Origin of the sequence: Bifidobacterium thermacidophilum subsp. thermacidophilum DSM 15837 (assembly GCF_000426425.1) — a bacterium.
GTDB lineage: Bacteria > Actinomycetota > Actinomycetes > Actinomycetales > Bifidobacteriaceae > Bifidobacterium > Bifidobacterium thermacidophilum.
In genome coordinates this window covers 157447-175334 of sequence record NZ_AUFI01000007.1, presented here as the reverse complement: position 1 = coordinate 175334, position 17888 = coordinate 157447, and the positions used below count along the sequence as shown (strand labels likewise).

The following is a 17888-nucleotide window of genomic DNA, read 5'->3' as shown; positions in this document are numbered from 1 at the left end:
CAGCCCACGGCTATGAAAAGGAACCATCATGACTCACACCCCTCATACCTTCGCCGTGCTCGCCGATGGCTGGAGCGTCCGCGCACTCAACCCGCAAGTCGCCCCGGAAGCACTGCGTGACCGCATCGCGGTAGGCATCCCCGCGACCGTGCCGGGCGAGGTGACCCTCGACCTGGTCTCCGCCGGCCTGATCGCCGACCCCTTCGACGGCGACAACGAGAAACACCAGCAGTGGATCGGCGACATCGACTGGCAGTACCGCCTCGTCTTCGACTGGCATGACGACGGCAAGGAACGCCACGACCTGGTGGCCTACGGGCTCGATACCGTGGCCACGGTCACGCTCAACGGCCAGCTGGTCGGCAACGCGCAGAACTACCATCGCACGTACCGCTGGGATGTGCGTGGCCAGCTGCGCGAGGGCGAGAACCAGCTTGTCGTCACCTTCGCCTCGTCCGTGTGCGAATCCGACCGTCGCGAACAGGAACTCGGCTACTACCCGCATACCGAGCACCACGCCTTCAACCAGCTGCGCAAGCCGTCCTACCAGTTCGGATGGGATTGGGGTATCGACGTGGCCAACGCCGGCATCTGGCAGCAGATCGGCATCGACTCGTGGTCCGGTGAACGGCTTAAGGCCGTCCGTCCGCTGGTTGATGTGCTCGACGACGGTACCGGCGTGCTCACCTGCACCGTGGATATCGAGCGTGCCGGCAAGGGTCGCGTCATGGACCCGATGGACGCCCACGCCGGGCAGACCCCGGTCCCGTTCACGGTGGCGCTGAACGGCAACGGCACCGACGCCAAGGTCTCCGGCGTCATCGAAGCCGGGCGCGACAGCGCGACCGTGAAGATCGCGGTCCCGGACGCCAAGCTGTGGTGGCCGCTCGGCTACGGCGACCAGCCGCTGTATGACGTTGCCGTCACCACTGATGACGGCGAGGCCGAATGGTCTGGCCGCATCGGCTTCCGCGCCGTCCACGTGGACACGCGTGCCGACGAGGTCGGACGCCCGTTCCAGATTTACGTCAACAACGTGCCGGTGCACGCCCGCGGCTACAACTGGGTGCCGATCGACGCGTTCATGTCCCGGGCCGACCGCGCCTTCTACACCAAGCGTTTCCACGACCTGGTGGAGTCCAACTCGAACATGGTGCGCGCCTGGGGCGGCAGCATCTACGAGTCCGACGACTTCTACGACCTGGCCGACGAGCTCGGCGTCATGGTCTGGCAGGACTTCATGCTCGCCTGCGCCGCCTACAGCGAGGACGCGGACACCCGCTCCGAAATCGAGGCAGAGGCCCGCGGGCAGATCACCCGCCTGTGCCCGCACCCGAGCCTGATTGTGTGGAACGGTTCCAACGAGAACTATGTCGCCTACGCGCAGTGGGGCGGCTACAAGCAGGCCCTGCGCGACGACGACCGGCCGGCAAACGAATACGGCTACGGCGAAAAAGGATGGGGCGACTACTACTACGCGCAGCTCTTCCCACAGCTGCTCGCCGAGCTTGACCCCACGCACGTCTACCTGCCCAGCTCCCCGATGAGCTTCACCAAGTTCACCGACGCGAACCTCGACACCGACGGCACCATGCACATCTGGGACGTGTGGAACCGCATGGACTACCGCAAGTACGCCGACTACACGCCGCGCTTCGCCGACGAATTCGGCTACCAGGCGCCCCCGGCATGGAGCACGCTGACCCGCGTCGTCCATGATGAACCGCTTGAGCCCTTCGGCGACCAGATGCTCGTGCACCAGAAAGCCATGGGCGGCAACTACAAGCTCGCCCGCGGCATGCGCTCGCACCTGACCCCCGGTGACATCGACGACGTGAGCTACAAGGCCGACGGCACCCGCGACTGGCTGATTCCCACCGACAACTGGGACGATATCGAGGATTGGCATTGGGCCTGCCAGCTGCAGCAGGCGCAGGCGATCCGCTTCGGCGTCGAGCATATGCGCTCGCTGGAGCCGATCAACGCAGGCGCGCTGATCTGGCAGCTCAACGACGACTGGCCTGTCGTCTCGTGGGCGGCGGTCGATTATGACGGCCATCGCAAACCGTTGTGGTATGCGTCCCGCGACTTCTTCGCGCCGCGTCTGGCGACAATCCAGCCGCGTATCTCCAAGAAGCAGTGGGAGGACCGCAGCTGGGAGGGCAAGCGCCCGGCCGCCGACAAGCTGGCGCTTGTCGTGCTCAACGATACGCGCGAGCCGTGGGCCGGTACGTGGACGGTCGAGCGGCGCACGCTGGAAGGCGAAGTCCTGGCCAGCCAGCGCATCGAGGTGTCGCTTGGCGCTGTCGACCACGTCACGGTGTATCTCGAGCCCGAGGTCGCGACCTTCGCGGATGCCTCGAGTGAGATCATTGTCGCGGTGGCGGACCAGCCGGGCTTCGCACGAGCGGTGTTCAACGGCGCCGAGGTCATCGGCCAGAAGCTTCAGGCAAAACCGCTTGACGTGAAGGTCGAGAAGACGGACCACGGCTACGCCATGACGCTCACCGCCCACGCCTACGCCCGTGATGTGTTCTGCATGGCCGACAAGGTCGATGCGGACGCTTCCGTGGACGGCGGCATGGTGACCCTGCTGCCGGGAGAATCGGTGACATGGTCGATCAGCAGCGATGCCGATGTCGATCCCGAACGCTTCGCGGCGCCGAACGTGCTGCGGTGTGCCAACGACTTGAAACGGTAAAGTCCGGTACCGCGTCATCACATGCCGGTGCGGCAGGGGGCATGGGTGTCCCCGCCGCACCGGCATTGTCGTATTTGGTGTTCGGCACGAACATTGACGTTGCATCGGGATACGATGAATTTCAGCATTGATTTCAGTAGGATGCGACAAGAAACGGAGTACGCGGGATATGACAGGCGCGAAAACCAAGGTAACCATCACCGATGTCGCCAAAGCGGCGGGAGTGTCCAACAGCGCGGTTTCGTACGCCTTAAACGGTAAACCCGGCGTCTCCGAGAAAACGCGTAAAAAAGTGCTGGAAGTCGCCGACTCAATGGGCTGGAAACCCAACAGCGCGGCCAAGGCATTGTCAGTGGCCAAGACGCACAGCATCGGCGTGGTCATGACCGCCGGCAGCAAGCTGCTCGGTGTGGAACCCTACTTCATGGAGCTGTTCTCCGGCATCGGCGTCGAACTCGAAAAAGAGGACTATTCGCTGCTGCTGCGCTTCGCCCGCAACGAGACTGAAGCGCTTCGTGTGCATCGCAACTGGATCGCGGCCGGCAGCGTGGACGCCGTGCTCATCTTCAACGTGGAGATCGGCGACGCCCGCGTCGAGCTGTACCAGCAGCATCCCGAAGTCCGCGCGCTTGTTTTCTCCGACCCCTCGGTCTCCGGCCAGCTGACGACCGTCAGCAGCAACGACGCCGACGGCGCCCGCCAGATCGTTGAGTACCTGCATGAGCTGGGACACCGGCATATCGCACGTGTAGCCGGTCCCGAACGGTTCGGGCACACGTACATCCGCGACCGCGTATTCAACGAGGAGACCTCGAAATACTCGATGGCATACGACTGCCTGCACTCCGACTACTCGCCCGAACAGGGCCGCGAATGCACGGAACGCCTGCTGTCACTGCCGAGCGCGCCGACCGCGATTGTGTACGACAACGACGTGATGACGGTCGAGGGCCTGCACGTGGCGGTCGCCAAGGGCCTGCACGTGCCGGACGACCTGTCGCTCATGTCCTGGGACGACTCCTACATGTGCACGGCGACCAGCCCATCACTGACCGCGCTGGCCCGCGATATCCCGAAGCTCGGCGCGAAAATCGTCCCGATGCTGTACGCGATGATCAACGGGCAGCACGTGGATAACCAGCTTGAGCCGAACTATCACCTGATTCCCCGCGGCTCGACGGCCGCCCCGCGCACCGAGGCCTGACGCAAGTCCCAGATGGTTTGCGGCTTTCCGCGCCAACGAAAGCCTCTGCCGACGCTGGGGTGATTGTTGGCGTCGGCAGAGGCAGGGAGCCCGGCGTCCGGGTGACTCGTGTCAGCGGCGTGCCGCGGTCGGTGCCTCGTCAACGGTGACCAGCGGGTCTGCGAACACGCGCTGCTGGCGCATGAGCACGGCGGTCAGCCAGCTGCTGCACCCGGCGAACAGCAGGCCCCAGAAGAAGATCACGAAGAACAGGCCGCCGGGCATCCATACGGCGATGATGCACGGGATCGCGGCCAAAGCGAAGGCCGAGAGCGCCGCGACCGGGTGTGCGGCGACCAGTGCGGCGGAACGCTTGAACTGACCGCCGGCTGGCAGATTGCTGCGCGAGGCCAAGGGCAGCACATACGCGGAGCATATCGCGCCGATGATGCCGATGGCGATGCAGATGCCGTAGTTGATGGCGTTGAGGTCGCCGTTGCCGGAGCTGCTGGTGTACCACATATCAAAAGCGATGAGCCCTAAGAACGCCAGATAGATGATGCCGATCAGCAGCGTTGTGCCGATCCGCCGGGTGAACGCCGACCAGAAGCGCTTCAGTACGTGGCTGTCGTCGCCTTCGTCGATGGCGCGGGCGACGTCGAACAGTGCGGACGTCGAGGCCCCGATCGTCACGACCGGCAGGCTGCATACGGCCCACGCGACATTCGCCATGGCCATATCGCCGAGATGCGACATGAAATCGTTGAACGGGTTGTCTTGGTCGAAAATAGGCATCTAGGTTCGTTCTTTCTGTGGTGTGCTGTGGGCGGGAAGGGGAAGACGGCGGCGCGTGTTGCCGGGCGCTCAGACGTCCTTCGCGTCGCGAAGATAATCGATGAACTGCTGTGCCGTCGTCTTGTTGCGCGAATCCTGGGCGAACCCGACGAGGGCGTCGGCGCTGGCGCTCTGCCAGGTGGTCCAGTTCGCGAAGCCTGAAAGCTTGAGGCCGAACGGCTGTTTGGATCCTTTGCCGCTGCCGTTGTAGTCCATGTCGTCGTCATGCGCGTCACTGAAGCCGTTCAGTGACACATAGGATGCGGCGAGCTGGTGCTGCTGTGTGCCGTCGAGCGCGCTGCCCAGCGGCACGCAGTACCCGTATCCGGCGAGTTGCTTGAAATCTTTCGAATTGGCGATGATGACGTCGATATCCCCGCTGCTGAGCATGGTCTGGAGTTTGTCAAGCCCGTCGGTGTCCAGGTTGAAGTAGGTGTCGATGCGCACGCCGCCGTCGCGGCCTTCGGGCAGGTTCAGCGCGCGGGCGGTGGCGGTTTGCAGCGATGTGCCGTCCTGGGTGTCGAGCGCCCCGTCGATGACGGCTACGTACAGCCGAGGGCTGGCGACCGGGGTGAGCAGATGCACGGCCAGCATGACCGCGACGACGACCGCCGCGATGACGGCGAGTACCCGTGCGAGCAACGCCTGGCGGAAATACGTCCATTTCCTGTTGCGCGGAAGGGCGCGCAGCGTCGCGATGCGGGACATGCCGTGGTACGGGTTATGCCGGGAAAGCTGGCTGACGATGGCACGTTCCCGGTCGTCGAGCGGCAAGTCGGAGCGGCGTGGGGCGGTGGTGTCTTGTGTGAGGGTTGGGGCTGGTGTTTGAGCTGGTGTTTGCCGCCGTGTTTGGTTTGATTCCGCGGATGTGGCGCGCGCGGCGCTTCTGGTCTTGTCTGGTTCCCGGGGTGTGCCCTGCGCGGTTTCCGGCAGCTGGTCTGATGACTGGTCGGATGTCATGTTGGCTCCCTTCCGCGGATTGTCGACGTGGCCTGCGGCGGCCCCAATCCGGTGTTGTCACCGCGCACACTGTGTGCGCGTGGCGTGGTGTGCACTGTTGATGTGCACGGTGTGGTGCGTGTTCGTGCCGCGCTGCGAATGCGCCGTTGCCGCAAACGCAGTCAAGTATACGCCGAATCGTCGTGGATATGAACCGATTAATTCGTGTCGGCTCTAAGCGTGAAATCGAGTGATGTCGAGTGTGTGAGGCTCGGCTCACACGGTTGGACTGGAGACGGTCGGAATCTGTGGATTGGCTGTCCTCGACTGTGGTTGTGCGAAGATTCACTCGCACGATGACTGCCGGGATGGTCTGGATTGGGCGTTTGACCGTCTGCGGATGTGGTTGTGTGAGGTTTGGCTCACATAACAACCATCACGGTTCCGAGGCGACAGTAGTAATACAGCGTGCTGAGTCTGCCCGGGCTGCTGTATCCCCGCGGCAACGACGTGCTGCGATGCCGCGTATGCACCGGCATGCGTAAGTCGTCGGATGCTGGTCGGTCCGTGAAGTCCGGCTTGTGCGTGTGCCGTCCCGCGTGTGCCCGGGCATGCGTATGGCGGCAGTTGTCTCGTATTCGGTTGGGTGATTGTTGCGGTGTTGCGCGTTTTGCGTGCGTGGGCATACGTGTGTCGGCGGTTGTCGGTGGATCCGATTCGAGTGTGCCGGTGGTGTTGCAGGTTTCGCGCGCGTGGGCACACGTGTGCCGGCGGATGCTAGCGAATCCCCAGTCGGGATCGGCGATACTGCGCGTTGTGTATACCCCGGCATGCGCGCGAACTCTCAATCCTCGTAATGGCCCATCAAGCCTGCCGAGCCCGTGATTTCCGCGGCTACCTGCCCATAACCTCTCGTCCGCAATCCGCGCAGTCCCCGCATCTCCGCAACCTTTGCAATACCTCGTGCTAGCCTGAATCCATGAGTCTAGACAATGCGGAGCAACCTGTCCGTTTTCTGTCCGTTGCTCCCGACCCCCGCGGTACAGTACCGGCGACGCCCACAGTACCGGCGGGGCCCGTGATATCACCCGTGTCAGCGACGCCTGTGATGTCCGTGATGCCAACGATGCCAGCGGTACCGGTGACGCCTGTGACGCCTGTGACGTCCGCGATGCCAACGGTGATGCCCACAGTACCGGCAGTGCCAGCGATGCCGGCGATGCCAGCGACCCCTGCCATACCCGCAATGATGCAGCCCCAGCCCAATCCCTCGGCCGCCGTGTCCATTCGCGGCCTGTTGAAACGGTTCGGTGACAAGGTTGCTGTCAATGGCCTATCGCTTGATATTCCTGTTGGGTCCTTCTACGGCTTGGTCGGCCCAAATGGCGCTGGGAAAACCACCACGCTCAACATGGTCACCGGCCTGCTGCGCCCCGATGGTGGTATCGTGACCATTCTCGGGCGGGACGTGTGGGGTGATGTGAACGCCGCAAAACGCACGATCGGCGTGATGCCGCAGCCTGATCAAATCTTCAACCGCCTGACCGGCATGCAGCTGCTCGTGTATTGCGGCATGTTGCGTGGGATGCCCCGGGCGAAGGCGTTGCAACGCGCCGGCGATCTGCTTGCGGCTTTCGATCTGTCCAATGCCGCCAATGTCATGGTTGCCGATTATTCAGCCGGCATGACCAAGAAGATCTGCCTGGCGTGCGCGATGATCCACAGCCCGCGCATTCTGGTGCTTGATGAACCATTTGAATCGGTTGACCCGGTCTCCAGCGCCAATCTCAAGGATATTCTCATCGAATACGTGTCCACGGGCGGAACCGTGATTATCTCCTCGCATGTCATGGCGCTTGTCGAGAAGATGTGCACGCATGTCGCCGTGATCAACCAGGGCGTGGTGTGCGCCGCCGGGACGATTGGCCAAGTGGCGGCCGGAGAAGATCTTGAGGAGCGTTTCCTGCAACTGGTTGGCGGGCGGCATGGCGCCGCGCACATCGCTTGGCTGGATGGGGGCGCGCAATGACTTCCTCCGGCACGCACTCCGCCACTCTTTCCGGCACCTCTTCCGACACGCACCCTGGTACCCCTTCCGTCACCCCGTCCGCCACGCCCAAGGTGGCTGCCACACTGATTCGTCTGCGCTGGGCCCTGACCTTCGCGTCGTTGCGGCATTCCCCGCAGCGGATCATTGCCGTCGTCGTGTCCCTGGTGTTTGCCGTATGCCTGGTTGCGGCCGCCGCTATCGTCTCGCTGAGATTCGGCGGTGACGCTATGCCGGCTTCAACCCGCGCCGGCGATCTGCTCAATACGAGTGTGGTGCTGGGCGGGGCGGTCGCCATGCTGGGCGTCTTGCTGTTCCAGCTGATGTATGTCGGTCAGGCAAGCGCCATGGACCCGTTGAAATTCAAGTTGTTCGGCATTGATGACGGCAAGCTGACGCGTGGCTTGTTCGCCGCCGGCATGTGCGGCCTCCCGGGGATTTGCGGCATGCTCGCCTTGCTGGCGTTCGCGCCGATATACCGCGGTACGAGTGCGGCGATGACCGTGGTTGCGATCCTGTCGGCCCCGGTCGCGATTGCTGTGCTCCTGGCCATGTCGAAAGCGTTGATTTCCCTGTTTTCCGTGCTCGCGGATTCGAGACGCACCCGCAGTTGGCTGTACATCCTGAGTATGCCGTTGTGTTTCTTCGTATTCCAGCTGCCGAATATCCTGATGAGCTCCGGTGTGGGCGAGGTCACCTACGCGAAATATGCGGTGGTCGCCGCGTGGACGCCGTTCGGCGCGGCTTTCCAATTGCCGTTTGATGCAGGTCGGGGGCGGTGGGGCTTGCTGGTGTTGCGCCTGATGATTATTGCCGTCACTTGTTGGGTATGCTATCGGGCGTGCCTGTGGTGTCTGCGTAGGGAACGCACGGTCGGCGGCAGGACGGGGGCGGTGCAGATGCAGCACGGCATCGGCATTTTCGCCCGTGTGCCCGACAGCGTGTCTGGGGCTATTTCCGCGCGGTTGGCGACGTATTTGCGCCGCGATCCCAGGCAGTTGGTCATGTATGCGGCGCCCGTGCTGGTATTGGTGGCGATGATGTTGCAGCCGGGGGATATGCGGTATGCGGTCTGGTTCGCTGTTGCGACGGGCGGGCTGATGCTCGCCGCGATCGAGGGCAACGGTGTCGCCTATGACGGGCTGGGATTCACGCTCGAAGCGTTGAGCGGCGTGCGGGGGATTGATGACCGGCGTGGCCGCGTGCGTGTGCATGTGGTGATTATTCTTGCCTACCTGACGTTGCTTTCTGTGGTGTGCGTGGCGGTGACCGACGCTTGGAAGCCTGGGGCGGGTTTGGAGATGTCCGTGATGTTTTGGGCGTTGAGTGTGGGGCTTGGATTGTGCGCCATTGGTGTGGCCGAAGTGATTTCGCCGGTGTTCATGTATCCGATCGCTCCGGCGGACCGGCCGTTTTCCACGCCTCAGGGCCGTGCGGCGAGTCAGGCATTGATTCCGATGATTCACATCGTTGCTTCCATGGTGATGCTGCTGCCGACGGCGTTGGCTGCGGCGGCGCTCGGCGCGGCGGACGTTGGCGGTGCTGGATTGCCGTTGGGTGTCGCTTGCACCGCGTTGGTGAACGGTGTCGGCGTCTTGGTGCTGGGGACGTGGCTTGGCGGTATTGCGCTTGATGAGCGGCAGCTGAAGGTGCTTGAGCATCTGCGTGATTTCGCGTCGCTGCAATAGCGGCGCAATGGCGTGCACAGGAGCATTGATCATGCCGGTGCATGGCGGTGGGGTCGCATCGCGGGTTGGTTGGTGGTAACGGTTCGGTGCCAGTGGTATGCCGTGATTGCGCGTGGCCTGCACCGGTGGTTGGGACCTTGTACTGCGCCTGTGTGGATTCTGCGCTGCTTCGGTAAGTCCTGAACGCTGAATTTCTGCGAATTTCAGTAGGTATTATTCGCTCGCGTGATGTCGCGTGTCAAGCGAAATCATGGCGTCATGCTTGGGGAATCGGGGCAACACGCCCGCTTGCATAACCGATTAAGTTGTCGTACAGTGAGCTTAAACGGTTCAGCTGGTGATGGTGCCAGGAACCAACGACGAGAAAGGATGCACGTTATGACCACCCTAGTGCTTCCACGGTTGAAGGCCACATGGTTCGTGGCTCCGGCGGCGGCGTTGCTTATCGGCGTGGCTTTGCTGGCGGCGGCTTTCAGCAGCGCGGCGGTGTCGTCCGCGGCGGCGGTTGCCGCAGTCGCCGGTGTCGTCATCAGCGTCATCGCAATCGCGTATGCCGCGTGCCTGCTGGCGGCAGCAATGCTCACAGGCTTGCGCGGTGTACAAGACCACAGCGCGGAACAAGATCAAGAAAGGTAACGCGTCCACATGGCAGAGCAAGCATCACCCGAAGCGAAGTATCAGCTCGGCACCCCTGAAAACAAGCAGTTCCTCGATGAACAACGCGAAAGCCTTATGGCGTTCGGTCATCGGTTCCCATCTCCCGGCGGCAGCTCATACTGGCTGGGCGATGACGGCACCCCGTGGACGGATCGCAATCGCGAGACCTGGATTACCTGCCGCATGACCCATGTGTATTCGCTGGGCGTGCTGGTCGGACATCCGGGTGCCGCTGAGCTCGTGGACGCGGGTCTCAAGGGCTTGCGCGGCGAGCTGCACGATGACGCCAATGGCGGTTGGTATCCCGCTGTCACCCCGACCGGCGACTACACGCCCGACAAGCAGGCGTATGCACACGCATTCGTGCTGCTCGCGGCATCGTCCGCCACACTGATCGGGCGTCCTGGTGCGCAGGAGCTCCTCGACGATGCCGAGGAAATCTTCCTCAAGTATTTCTGGGATGCGCACGAAGGGCTTTCCGTGGACACGTGGAACACCGAGTTCACTGAGCTCGACCCCTACCGCGGACTCAACGCGAACATGCACTCCGTCGAGGCGTTCCTCGCGGTCGCCGACGTGACCGGCGACGAAGGCTGGCGTGACCGTGCCGGCCGCATCATCGCGCATGTGACCAAATGGGCGTCCGAGAACGAATGGCGTATCCCCGAGCATTTCACCTCCGACTGGAAGCCGGCGCTCGAGTTCAACCGCGACAAGCCCGATGACCAGTTCAAGCCGTACGGCGCGACCCCGGGCCACGGCATCGAATGGGCGCGTCTAATCACGCAGTATGCGTTGAGCGCGAAGATCGACGAGGCCGAAAAGCAGCGCCTGGTCGATATCGCCGAGCACCTCTTCGCCCGCGCTGTCGCTGACGGCTGGAACGCCGACGGCGCCCCCGGCATCGTGTACACCACGGACTGGGAAGGCAAGCCGGTCGTCCACGACCGCATGCATTGGACGCTTGCCGAGGCAATCAACACCTCGTCCACGCTTGCCCGCGTCACCGGCAAGGACGTGTATCTCAACTGGTACTCCACGTTCCTGCAGTATCTTGACGCCAATGTGATCGACCACAAGAACGGCTCCTGGTTCCACCAGCTTGATTGCGAAAACAAGCTCATGACCACCGTGTGGCCCGGCAAGTCCGACCTGTACCATGCCACGCAGTCGATGATGATCCCGCTGCGCGACCCGAGCCTGTCCATCTCCGTCGCGACGAAAGAAGGCTGACATAAGCCCAACACGGTATTCTTCTACTCTTCTTTGAACTCCTTCTTCCGCAAGTGGGCCGCTTCCTCCAACAGGGAAGCGGCCCACTTCTGTTGTGGCTTGCGCCCTCTGGACAGGGGCGGGCATTGGGCTCAGGCTTGCGTCGTGCCGGTGGTATCGCCGGCGCCGGCGTTCTTGCGGGAGACGGTCAGCTGGTAGGCGATGAGCAGTACGGCGAGCCAGATCGGGCCGGTCACTACGGCCACACGATAGCTGGGGGAGAAGCACATAAGCACGACCACAAGCGCCATGAACGCGAGCACCAGCCATGGCGTGACCCTGGCGAGCGGCAGCTTGAAGTGAATCGCGTCAAGCGCGTCCTGCCCACTGCGTCCGGCGAGCTCATTCGGCCCGTCACCCGCTGCGACGGCCTTGCGGAAGTGCATTTCGGTGAGCATGATCATCGACCAGTTGATCACTGCGGCAATCGTGGCGATGCTCATCAGGTAGTTGAACGCGAATTGCGGCCACAGGAACACCACCACCACGGCAATCACCGTGATCGCAGCCGAGGTCAGCACTGCCGCGGCAGGCACGCCACGCTTGTTCAGGCGGCCGAGATACGCGGGCGCGTTGCCCTGCTTCGCCAGCGAATACAGCATGCGCGAGTTCGAATACAGGCCAGAATTGTAGACGCTCATCACCGCGGTCAGGCACACGAAGTTGAGAATGCCGGCGGCCGCATGCACGCCCACGGAATCGAAAATCTGCACAAACGGGCTTGACTTGCCGTCGATCGTGTTCCACGGCACCACCGCCATGATCACGCCGAGCGCGGCGACATAGAAGACCAGGATGCGCCAGATAACGCCGTTCGTCGCCTTCGGAATGGTGGTGCGCGGATCCTCCGCCTCGCCCGCGGTCACGCCGATCAGCTCGGTGCCGCCGAAGCTGAACATCACCACGCACAGCGCCATCAGCAGGCCGGTCCACTGACCGTCAGACCCGCGGGACAGCAGGCCGTGAGGCATGAATCCGCCACCGATCGTGAACCAGTTCGCGAAGGACGCCCGCACGCCGGACATGCCCGGAATCCCCATGATGATCACCACAATGCCGCCGACAATCATCGCCAGAACCGCAGCGATCTTGATAATCGCGAACCAGAACTCAAACTCACCGAACTTCGAGACGCCCATCAGGTTCATCGCGGTGATCAGTACTAGGAAGAACGCCGCGGATACCCATTGCGGAATCGCCGGGAACCAGTAGTTCGCGAACGAGCCGACCACTGCAAGCTCGACCATCGACACGAGAATGTAGTTGAACCAGTAATTCCAGCCGGACACGAAACCAGCGCGCTTCGACCAGTAGCGGGTTGCGTAGTAGCTGAACGCGCCGGCTTTCGGCTCTTCGACGCTCATCTCGGACATCGCGCGCACAATCAGGAAAATCGCGAGACCGCCGATCACATACGCAAGCAGAATACTCGGCCCCGCAAGGCTGATCGATTCGCTCGACCCGTAAAACAGGCCCGTGCCGATGGCTCCGCCCAGCGCAATGAGCTGGATATGCCGGTTCTTCAATGATTTATGCAGGCTCGGCTGGCTGCTCGAAGTTGCGGTGGCGGTCTGCGCCCCGCCTTGCGTTCCCGCCTGTGCGGGCTCGGTGTTCTCGGTACTCATGCTTTCCTCTCTGATCGCTCGGGTCGCGCGCCGGCAATCATCGGTGCGGCGCTGCGACGGTGACATTGTAACGCGCAGACACGAGGCATCCCGCCGTCATCTCACGCGACGGTTGCGTTCGCGCCCGACCTGGCGCACAAAATCGCAGAAGCCATAGTCCTGCCGCCATATCGCACGTGGCGTCAGCTTGCGTGACGGTTGCGTTCACGCGGCGAAGCCTCTCCATGTGGTTCCGCCGAACTCTGCGCCATGGCGTGCAGCACCGGCGGCAACGACTGCGTGTAAATCACGTGCGCAATCGCTTCAGGTGTGGCGGAAAACCCGTCATCCACCCACGACTGCACAAGCCCGAGCCCGCCGGTGATGCAGAACAGCAGTCGCATATTGGCGAGAATGGGGTCTGCCCCTTCGGACTGCGCGCGGGACTGCCAATTGCTGTAATCGAGAATGATGGAGATGAGTCTGCGTTGGAAACGCGGGTCGGTTTTCAAACTGAGCAGAATCTGGACGCGATCCTTGTTGTCTGCTGCGTATTGGCAAATACTGGTGATGACCGGCTCGAGATCGGCGCGCAGCGTGGTCTTGAACGCCGTGGCGATCGCATGGTCCAGCCATGTGAGCGTCTCATTCTCGATATCCGTGACCAGATCGAGAATATTGTCGTAATAGCTGTAGAAGGTCGAGCGGTTGATTCCCGCCTGCAAACACACTTCTTTGACATTGATCGTCTGCAAAGGCTCCGTCTGCAGGAGTTTGATGACGGTATCCTGCAACACGTGCCGAGTGAATCTTGTTCGTGCATTGTCTGTGCGTTCGCGTGGCATAGTGACCCCCCCATGAGCGTTGCATCGGTCACACGTATTACTTACCTAGCTACCACTATCTGATTGAATGCGCAAACGATGTCACAGTACGTGGCGCATCTCGTCTTAGGGCACGAAACGGCGATTTTCCGCCATCGCGACGATAATGGCGGTATGATCGTCGATCTTGTCTCGCTTACTATCATCATGCTCGTGGCGGTGCTGTGCCCAGTCATCGTGCAGCTCATCCCCGGCAAACCCGTGCCGCAAACCGTGCTGTTGCTGCTCGCCGGGGCGTTGCTGGGGCCGCATATGTTCGGGGTGATTCAGGTCAGTGAATCGGTGCAGTTGCTCAGCGAGCTCGGTCTCGCGTTCCTGTTCCTGCTGGCCGGGTACGAGATCGACCCCAAGCAGTTGGGCGGGCATCAGGGCCGCGTGGGGTTGGCGACGTGGGCGGCGACATTCGTGCTTGCGTTCGCGGTGATTACCTTCGTGCCGTATTTCAAACGGCATGATATGACCGGAATGGCCGCGGTGATCACGCTCACCACGACCGCGCTTGGCACACTGATGCCGATTCTCAAAGAGCGTGGGCTTGAAGGCACGCCAGGCACGCCGGTCGGCAACGCGGTCGTCGCCTACGGCACGTGGGGCGAGCTGTGTCCGGTCCTGATGATGGCGGTGTTGCTGTCCACGCGATCGCAATGGCAGACCTTCATCACGCTCGCCGTGTTCGCCGCGATTTGCGTGGTCGCGGCGCTTGTGCCGGCGAAGGCGCGCAAGGCGGGCAACCGGTTCTACAGGCTCGTGACCAAGCATTCGAACATTTCCGAGCAGGTACTCATGCGGCTGACGGTGCTGTTGCTCATCACGCTGGTGACGGTGTCAGCGATTTTCGACCTTGACGTGGTGTTGGGCGCGTTTGCCGCGGGATTCATTCTGCGATACGTGATTCCGGAAGGCTCGCAGACCTTGGAAACGCGGCTTGACGGGATTTCGTACGGCTTCTTCATCCCGATTTTCTTCGTCGTTTCTGGTGCGGCGATTGATTTGAAGGCCGTCGGCGGCAATCCGGGATTGCTGATTGTGTTCATCGTCGTGCTGATGCTGATTCGCGCGGTGCCTGTGTATATCGCCATGTCCTTGGACCGCAAGGCGAACCCGATATCCTCGCATCACCGTGTGACCGTCGCTGTGTATTGTGCGACCGCGCTGCCGTTGATTGTTGCGGTGACGACAGTCGCGGTTAAGGCGGGTACGATGCAGCAGATGACCGCGTCCACACTGGTCGCCGCCGGTGCGGTGACGATGTTCTTGATGCCGTTGCTCGCCGGGCTGACCTACCGCGTGGCGGATGTGCACCCGGTGACCGCGATCGGCGAGATTGCGCACGACCCGCACGATTACCGGCAGATTCTGCATGAACATATCGAGATGGCGCATCTGCTACGGCATGCGGAACGGATGGACGTGTTCGTCGCGCGCATGGATACGTTGCCGCCGGCTGCGAGTGCCGCGGATGCGAAACTGCGGGCGGAGTTGGTGCAGCGCGCCGAGCGGGAGCGCGACCGGTGCCTGCGCGAGCTGGGCATCGACCCGGCGACCGCGCAGGAATACCGGGAGGACACGGTGAAGCGCTGGCGGCAGGCGGCGAGTAAGCGGGCTGGTGGTGCTGCGGGTGCGGGTGGTACTGGTGGCAGTGCGGCTGGTGACGCTGACACTGGTAGTGCCGGTGCGGCAGATGGTGCTGGCGCGGGTGACGCTGGCGCCTCCGGGGGTGCCACGAGATAATCGGCGCAGATGTCAGCGGAGAACCGCCTGACCCGGCGTTGTGCGAGTCAATCCTCACACGGTGACCCTTCGCAACGTTCGGTATCCCAATCCAGGCCGTCCTGCCCGCCGTTGTGTGAGTGGATCCTCACACAACGCCCCTTTGCACCGCTCGGTATTCCGGTCCGTGCCGCCTGACCCGGCAGTGTGTGAGTGGATCCTCACACGGTGACGCTTGGCAATGTTCGGCGCAGTCATTCGGTCCCACTCGACCCTCGTTGTGTGAGTGGGTCCTCGCACAGTCCGGTCTGTCGCGTTGTGTTTGTCGGGGCATACGCGGTGTGCAGGTTGATGGCGTGACTGATGATTGGGGAGCCAGGTCTGTCGGGTTGTGTATGTCTGGGCATGCGGGGCGATACTGACGGTGCAGGGTTGGCTCGTGTCGTCTGCCAATCTGTCGGGTTGCGTATGCCGTGGCATACGTGATTGGTTTGCTGCCGGTCTCAGTTATCTCTTGCCGGGCTGATTTGTCGTGTTGTGTATGTCGTGACATGCGCGGCGTGCGGAGTGATGGCGTGGTAGATGGCCGGGGAACTGGGTTTGTCGGGTTGCGTATGCCTTGACATGCGTGACGCAGGTATTGTCGGGCAGAGAAGATCTGTGATTGGCCGGTTTGTCGGGTTGTGTATGTCGTGACATGCGCGGCGTGCGGATTGATGGCGTGGTGGACGGTTGGGGAGCCGGGTTTGTCGGGTTATGTATGTCTGGGCATACGCGAGATGAGTCTGTTGCGGGCCTAATCGGTTTGGGTTGGTCGATCTGTTGTGTTGTGTATGTCGCGACACGCGGATTGATGCGGACGATGTGGGGCCGACTCGTATCGTCTGCGGTTCTGTCGGGTTGTGTATGTCGGGGCATGCGCATGTTACGGATACGGTAGGGCTGATTGCGGCGTCCGCTGTGTGACGTTCGCCGGTCTGCCGTCCCGCGCCCCGCTTACTCCTGCGTCCTGCGTCCTGCGTCCTGCGCGCCCGCACCTACCGCCCGTTCGGCGCGCGGCCGGTGGTTTCGCGCAGCACCAAGGTCGCCGGAACGAGCTCATGGGTTCGCTCCGGCGCCTCGCCTCGCAGCAGCGCCAGGACCTTGCGCGCGGCCGCATTGCCGAGTTCAACCGGATCCTGATGCAAGGTCGTCAGGTCGAGGGTTCGTGAGACGGACGCGTCGTCGAAGCCCATGATGGAAAAGTCGCGTGGCGCCGCCAGATGCTGCCGTCGCAGCTCCTTGTACACCGCAGCCGTGAACTCGTCGGTCTCGCCCATGATGCCGGTCGGGTGCTGCTCACACGACAGCAGCCTCGCCACAATCCCAGCAGCGGTCACATCCAGCATGGCAGGGGTCATGTCGTGGTGATCGGCCCCGATCATCACGATGTCGTCATCGCCGTACCCGGCTTGGGCGGCGGCAGTCCGGAACGCGGTCACGCGCGTCGAAGTGCCGTAGACCATGTCGTGGGGGATGTAGTCGTGCACGAAGGCGATGCGCCGATGGCCGAGCGACCGCAGCAGCTGCACGCCCGAGGTGATGGCGGCGGCGTTGTCGATGCCGATGGAGGCGTCGAATCCGGCGGTTGACGGCGAATTCAGCCCGACGACGGGCATGCCGAGCGCGGAAAGCTGGTCGTGTAGCGCGGTGTCGAATTCAAAGGATGTGATGATGATCGCGTCGGCGTTGCGGTCGCGCGGCAGGTCGCGGAAGAAGCGGTCGAGCTGCTCGCGGTTCATGACGAAGGACGGGATGGTGTCGTAGCCTTCCGGAGCAAGGACATCGTAGACGCCTTGCAGCACTGATGCGTTGAACCAGGTGTTCAACGGCCCGGAGACGAGCAGCAGCACGCGCATGGTTCGGCCGGATGCGAGGGTTGACGCGCTTTTCGACAGGGTGAAGTTCAAGGATTCCGCCGCCTGCTCGACTTTTGCCCGTGTCGCGGGGCTTACGTTCGCGCTGCCCCTGAGCGCGCGGGATACGGTGGCTTGCGATACGCCTGCCGCCGCCGCTACGTCGCTGATTGTCGCCCTTGCCATGGTACTCCTTGCTTGTTGACCGCTTCCATCGTATCGAAACCGTTGGAAAACATGGCAACACGCGGCGGAAATCAAGATATTTGTGCGGTCGTAATGAAAGCGCTATCATGATGTTGCAATACAACGACTTGTCAAGGGCGACGACGGCTCTCCAACTTCCCGACATCACCCACGGCAAGACGCAAGAATCACGAGAAACGTACGTTTCCGGCCAGTGAGGCCGGCGAAGGATGTAACCGCTGTCATCGTGGTGGCGCAGTCGAGTCACGCGCCCATCACCATGACCTA

Annotated in this window: 12 protein-coding genes; 7 read left to right on the top strand and 5 right to left on the bottom strand. The window is 62.5% G+C overall.

The window, feature by feature from the left end; all coding sequences use genetic code 11:
• Positions 1-28: 28 nt before the first annotated feature.
• Together K315_RS0103165 and K315_RS0103160 are read left to right on the top strand one after the other, a co-directional pair.
• Complete coding sequence (locus tag K315_RS0103165; protein ID WP_029576150.1) at positions 29-2701, top strand: glycoside hydrolase family 2 protein; 2673 nt, start codon at positions 29-31, stop codon at positions 2699-2701.
• Between the two features lie 169 nt (positions 2702-2870).
• Complete coding sequence (locus tag K315_RS0103160) at positions 2871-3905, top strand: LacI family DNA-binding transcriptional regulator (protein WP_029576149.1); 1035 nt, start codon at positions 2871-2873, stop codon at positions 3903-3905.
• 111 nt (positions 3906-4016) lie between these two features.
• Here the strand turns inward: K315_RS0103160 and K315_RS0103155 are convergent, their stop codons facing one another.
• Together K315_RS0103155 and K315_RS09290 are read right to left on the bottom strand one after the other, a co-directional pair.
• Positions 4017-4679 carry a DUF624 domain-containing protein gene (locus K315_RS0103155; RefSeq protein WP_029576148.1) on the bottom strand — a complete coding sequence of 221 codons (663 nt, stop codon included), beginning with the start codon at positions 4677-4679 and terminating at the stop codon, positions 4017-4019.
• A gap of 69 nt (positions 4680-4748) precedes the next feature.
• Positions 4749-5678 (bottom strand): hypothetical protein, encoded by a 930-nt coding sequence (locus K315_RS09290; RefSeq protein ID WP_029576147.1) that lies wholly within the window; start codon positions 5676-5678, stop codon positions 4749-4751.
• A gap of 1189 nt (positions 5679-6867) precedes the next feature.
• Between K315_RS09290 and K315_RS0103140 the strand changes: the two genes are divergently transcribed.
• The 4 genes from K315_RS0103140 (at position 6868) to K315_RS0103125 (ending at position 11282) form a co-directional block, all read left to right on the top strand.
• Complete coding sequence (locus tag K315_RS0103140) at positions 6868-7686, top strand: ABC transporter ATP-binding protein (protein ID WP_029576145.1); 819 nt, start codon at positions 6868-6870, stop codon at positions 7684-7686.
• Positions 7683-9392 carry a hypothetical protein gene (locus K315_RS0103135; protein ID WP_052316535.1) on the top strand — a complete coding sequence of 570 codons (1710 nt, stop codon included), beginning with the start codon at positions 7683-7685 and terminating at the stop codon, positions 9390-9392. The genes K315_RS0103140 and K315_RS0103135 overlap by 4 nt, the downstream gene beginning before the upstream one ends.
• Positions 9393-9770: 378 nt before the next feature.
• On the top strand, positions 9771-10028 hold the full coding sequence (locus K315_RS0103130; RefSeq protein WP_029576143.1) for a hypothetical protein: 258 nt from the start codon (positions 9771-9773) through the stop codon (positions 10026-10028).
• A 9-nt stretch (positions 10029-10037) separates the two neighbouring features.
• Positions 10038-11282: an AGE family epimerase/isomerase gene (locus K315_RS0103125; protein ID WP_029576142.1), complete on the top strand. Its 1245-nt coding sequence runs from the start codon at positions 10038-10040 to the stop codon at positions 11280-11282.
• A gap of 131 nt (positions 11283-11413) precedes the next feature.
• Here K315_RS0103125 and K315_RS0103120 read toward each other — a convergent pair whose 3' ends face one another.
• Complete coding sequence (locus K315_RS0103120) at positions 11414-12946, bottom strand: amino acid permease (protein ID WP_029576141.1); 1533 nt, start codon at positions 12944-12946, stop codon at positions 11414-11416.
• Positions 12947-13128: 182 nt separating this feature from the next.
• Positions 13129-13680: a TetR-like C-terminal domain-containing protein gene (locus K315_RS0103115; protein ID WP_211219726.1), complete on the bottom strand. Its 552-nt coding sequence runs from the start codon at positions 13678-13680 to the stop codon at positions 13129-13131.
• A gap of 168 nt (positions 13681-13848) precedes the next feature.
• On the opposite strand from K315_RS0103115, the gene K315_RS0103110 reads away from it, so the two are divergent.
• Entirely contained in the window at positions 13849-15540 is a 1692-nt protein-coding gene (locus tag K315_RS0103110; RefSeq protein ID WP_239645890.1) for a cation:proton antiporter, read from the top strand.
• 1016 nt (positions 15541-16556) lie between these two features.
• On the opposite strand, the gene K315_RS0103105 is transcribed toward K315_RS0103110, so the two are convergent.
• Positions 16557-17600: a LacI family DNA-binding transcriptional regulator gene (locus K315_RS0103105; protein WP_029576138.1), complete on the bottom strand. Its 1044-nt coding sequence runs from the start codon at positions 17598-17600 to the stop codon at positions 16557-16559.
• Positions 17601-17888 lie beyond the last annotated feature (288 nt).

Bases quoted from the DNA above. Each gene is read 5' to 3' on its own strand.
- K315_RS0103155 (WP_029576148.1), bottom strand. From the start codon at position 4,679: ATGCCTATTTTCGACCAAGACAACCCGTTCAACGATTTCATGTCGCAT.
- K315_RS0103140 (WP_029576145.1), top strand. From the start codon at position 6,868: ATGCCGGCGATGCCAGCGACCCCTGCCATACCCGCAATGATGCAGCCC.
- K315_RS09290 (WP_029576147.1), bottom strand. From the start codon at position 5,678: ATGACATCCGACCAGTCATCAGACCAGCTGCCGGAAACCGCGCAGGGC.
- K315_RS0103135 (WP_052316535.1), top strand. From the start codon at position 7,683: ATGACTTCCTCCGGCACGCACTCCGCCACTCTTTCCGGCACCTCTTCC.
- K315_RS0103125 (WP_029576142.1), top strand. From the start codon at position 10,038: ATGGCAGAGCAAGCATCACCCGAAGCGAAGTATCAGCTCGGCACCCCT.
- K315_RS0103105 (WP_029576138.1), bottom strand. From the start codon at position 17,600: ATGGCAAGGGCGACAATCAGCGACGTAGCGGCGGCGGCAGGCGTATCG.
- K315_RS0103160 (WP_029576149.1), top strand. From the start codon at position 2,871: ATGACAGGCGCGAAAACCAAGGTAACCATCACCGATGTCGCCAAAGCG.
- K315_RS0103120 (WP_029576141.1), bottom strand. From the start codon at position 12,946: ATGAGTACCGAGAACACCGAGCCCGCACAGGCGGGAACGCAAGGCGGG.
- K315_RS0103110 (WP_239645890.1), top strand. From the start codon at position 13,849: ATGTCACAGTACGTGGCGCATCTCGTCTTAGGGCACGAAACGGCGATT.
- K315_RS0103165 (WP_029576150.1), top strand. From the start codon at position 29: ATGACTCACACCCCTCATACCTTCGCCGTGCTCGCCGATGGCTGGAGC.
- K315_RS0103130 (WP_029576143.1), top strand. From the start codon at position 9,771: ATGACCACCCTAGTGCTTCCACGGTTGAAGGCCACATGGTTCGTGGCT.